This window comes from Aquabacter sp. DMC10 (genome assembly GCF_056314145.1).
In genome coordinates this window covers 1-2,964 of sequence record NZ_JBQUYX010000016.1, presented here as the reverse complement: position 1 = coordinate 2,964, position 2,964 = coordinate 1, and the positions used below count along the sequence as shown (strand labels likewise).

General features: G+C 66.0%; 3 protein-coding genes. All 3 read right to left on the bottom strand.

Translation table 11 applies throughout. From position 1 onward, the window contains the following. Positions 1-29: 29 nt before the first annotated feature. The gene (gene tnpC / locus ACT54L_RS24910; protein ID WP_476088354.1) at positions 30-1,559 is read right to left on the bottom strand and encodes an IS66 family transposase; all 1,530 of its coding nucleotides are present in this window, start codon (positions 1,557-1,559) and stop codon (positions 30-32) included. A gap of 72 nt (positions 1,560-1,631) precedes the next feature. Continuing rightward, the gene (tnpB, locus tag ACT54L_RS24905) at positions 1,632-1,985 is read right to left on the bottom strand and encodes an IS66 family insertion sequence element accessory protein TnpB (protein ID WP_476088353.1); all 354 of its coding nucleotides are present in this window, start codon (positions 1,983-1,985) and stop codon (positions 1,632-1,634) included. Beyond that, on the bottom strand, positions 1,982-2,878 hold the full coding sequence (tnpA, locus tag ACT54L_RS24900) for an IS66 family insertion sequence element accessory protein TnpA (RefSeq protein ID WP_476088352.1): 897 nt from the start codon (positions 2,876-2,878) through the stop codon (positions 1,982-1,984). Before tnpA ends, tnpB begins: the two co-directional genes overlap by 4 nt. Between the last annotated feature and the right edge of the window lie 86 nt (positions 2,879-2,964).

Here is a 2,964-nt window from a genome sequence, read left to right as displayed (position 1 = left end):
ACCGTATCCGTCCGGGGGCTGCACTGATGTCAGCTCTTGACGGGATTTCCCGCTTTCCACGCCCATGGCAGCAATTCATCGAGCCGGTTGACGGGATGACCGCCCACCATGCGCTGAAGAACGTCGGCGATGTAGGCATAGGGTTCGACGTCGTTCAGCTTGGCGGTCTCAATCAGCGAGCAGATGACAGCCCAGCGGTGCCCGCCGCCGTCGCTGCCTGCGAACAGATGGTTCTTGCGCCCGAGGGCGACGGGACGGATCGCGCGTTCGACCGGATTGGTGTCGAGTTCGATGCGGCCGTCGTGCAGGAACCGGGTCAGGGGCTCCCACCGGGTGAGTGCATAGCGGATCGCCTCGGCGAGCGAGCTACGTCCGGGGATCTGCGCGAGCTGGGCTTGCAGCCAAGCGCGCAATTCGGCCACGAGCGGGCGGGAGTGCTGCCGGCGCGCGGCAAGCCGATAGGCCGGCGACTGCCCGCGGATCTGCGCCTCGACGGCATAGAGTTCGCCGATCCGGCGCAGCGTCTCGGCGGCAACCGGCGATCCGGTGGCCTGCGCAACGTCATAGAACTTGCGCCGGGCGTGCGCCCAGCAGGCGGCGAGAACGACATCGCCTTTGCGCGCCAGCTGCTCGAAGCCGGCATAGCCATCGACGTGCAGCACGCCGGAGAAGTGCTGAAGATGCGCCGCCGGGCGCTCGGCGCGGCGGTCCGGTGCGAACAGATAGACCGCTGCCGGCGGCTCGGGTCCAGACCAGCCGCGCTGCTCGCGGGCATAGACCCAGAGCCTTCCTGTTTTGGTGCGTCCACGGCCGGGATCGAGCACCGGAACCGGCGTATCATCGGCGAACAGATGGTCGGAAGCGAACACGTTCCGGCACAGTCGCTCGTGCACGGCTTCAAGCCACCAGCAGGCGCCGCCGACCCAGCCGGCGAGCGTGGAACGCGCCAGATCGACGCCGTGCCGGGCGAAGATCTGCGACTGCCGATACAGCGGCGTGTGATCGCAATATTTGCTGACGAGGACCTGCGCGATCAGCGCCGGCGTTGCCGGACCGCCCGCGATCAGACGCTCGGGCGCCGACGCCTGCACCACTTTCTCGCAGAGGCGACAGGCGTATTTCGGGCGGGTGATGCGGATCACCCGAAGCTGCGCCGGAATCCAGTCGAGCATTTCGGACTGGCTCTCGCCGATGGCATGGAGCGCACCGCCACAGCACGCGCAAACCGCATCATCTATGTCGAGACGGACGTCCTCGCGTGGCAGGTGATCGGGCAGCGGCTTGCGATGAGGTGTGCGTTCCGACGGCAGCTTCGCAGCAGCCGGACGGCTCTCGCGGATGCGCGCAATATCCGCGTCGAGATCCTCCAAAGCGAGCGCCAGCTGGTCCGGATCGAGACGCTCGGAGCGCCGACCGAACTGTGCCCGCTGCAGCTTCTTGATGATAGACTGGAGGCGCTCGATCTCACCGTCACGGCTCTCGACGACGCCGGCCATCTCGCGCACCAACTGGTGCAGGAGGCTGATGTCGGAAGGCAGGTTTTCCAGATCGAGCCGCATGCCCGATTCTACCGCAAAACCCCTTGTCTCCCAAGCATCAAAGCGTTGCAGCGGCTGCGGTTCGGAGGCTTTTCATCCCGCCAGAGCGGGCTTCCAGACCCGCTCGGGCGCGCGCCAGTCGATGCCCTCGATCAGCATGGCGAGCTGCGCCGGCGTGAGCGTGATCGAGCCATCATAACCCGTCATTACCGGCCACGCGAAGGCGCCCTGGTCGATCCGCTTGGTGAACAGGCACAGCCCATTGCCGTCCCAGAACAGGATCTTGAGCATCGTCGCCTTGCGACCGCGGAAGGCGAACAGATGGCCGGAGAACGGATCCTGCTTCAGCGTCTGCTGCACCAGCATGGCGAGCCCATCCAGGCCCTTGCGCATGTCGGTGTAGCCCAGCGCCAGATGCACCTTTACGCCGGCGGGAACGATCATCATGGCGCGATCTCTCCGCAGCCTGCCTGCGCCCGGACCGCAAGCGGATCGCTGCCGATCGGCGCGAAGACCCGCCGCCCGTCAGTGAGATCGACCGCCATCATGCCGTCGGGTGGCTGCAAAAGATCCTGCAGCAAACGTGAGATCGGGGCGCCGTCGGTCAGCGCGACCGGCGCAATAGTCGCGCGCTTCTTCTGCGCCACGCCGAACTGCACCCGCCAGCGGAACAGCAGCCCGGTGACGATGCCGTGCTTGCGCGCCACGCTCGACACGCTGACGCCGGGCTGGTCGCTCTCGAGCGCGATGGCGCGCTTCTGCTCGTCGCTGAAGAAGCGCCGAACCGGCTGCGGAACGGGTTCCGGATCGCTATTCGTCGGCGCCGTCAACGGGCTTTCGGTGAGCATTTTGCTGGCACTAGTGCCAGCCACCGGCCGGGCGGAGGGATGAAGATGCGCCCGCCAGTCGATCGCTTCCTCGACATCGTCCAGCCGGTCGCGCCATTTGCGCAGCGATGTGGGCGACAGCTGCAGCGCGGCGGCGTACTCGCGCACGCCCATGCCGCTCCAGTTCATGGCCTCGACATGCATCGCCCAGAACGCCTGGAGCGCACGATTACGCTCGTCCGTGCTCACGGCAAATCGCAGCCGCGCGCGTCTCTTCTGGCGCTTTTCCTGGGCTTCGTGGCGCCGCTGACGGCGCAGTTCCGCTTGATATTCCGCATGCTTACGTGCCGCGTCCTGGCCCGCCAGATAGTTCAGCCAGCGATCGAACGTGCACTTCCAGAGTCCGTGCTGGCGGCAATAGTTCGTGCGGTCGAGACCGCTCTCCCGCCACGCCTCAACGTGAACCCGCCACCAGGACTGACGCGCCGTGTTCTCAAAATGTCTCAAATTCATCGGAGATCCTCCATGCTTCGAAGGAAACCGACATGCCCCGATTTTGCATCCCACCAATACTGTGCAGGGACCGGACGGATACCCAC

Coding starts and splice junctions, on each gene's coding strand:
- tnpA (WP_476088352.1), bottom strand. CDS start 2,878: ATGAATTTGAGACATTTTGAGAACACGGCGCGTCAGTCCTGGTGGCGG.
- tnpC (WP_476088354.1), bottom strand. CDS start 1,559: ATGCGGCTCGATCTGGAAAACCTGCCTTCCGACATCAGCCTCCTGCAC.
- tnpB (WP_476088353.1), bottom strand. CDS start 1,985: ATGATGATCGTTCCCGCCGGCGTAAAGGTGCATCTGGCGCTGGGCTAC.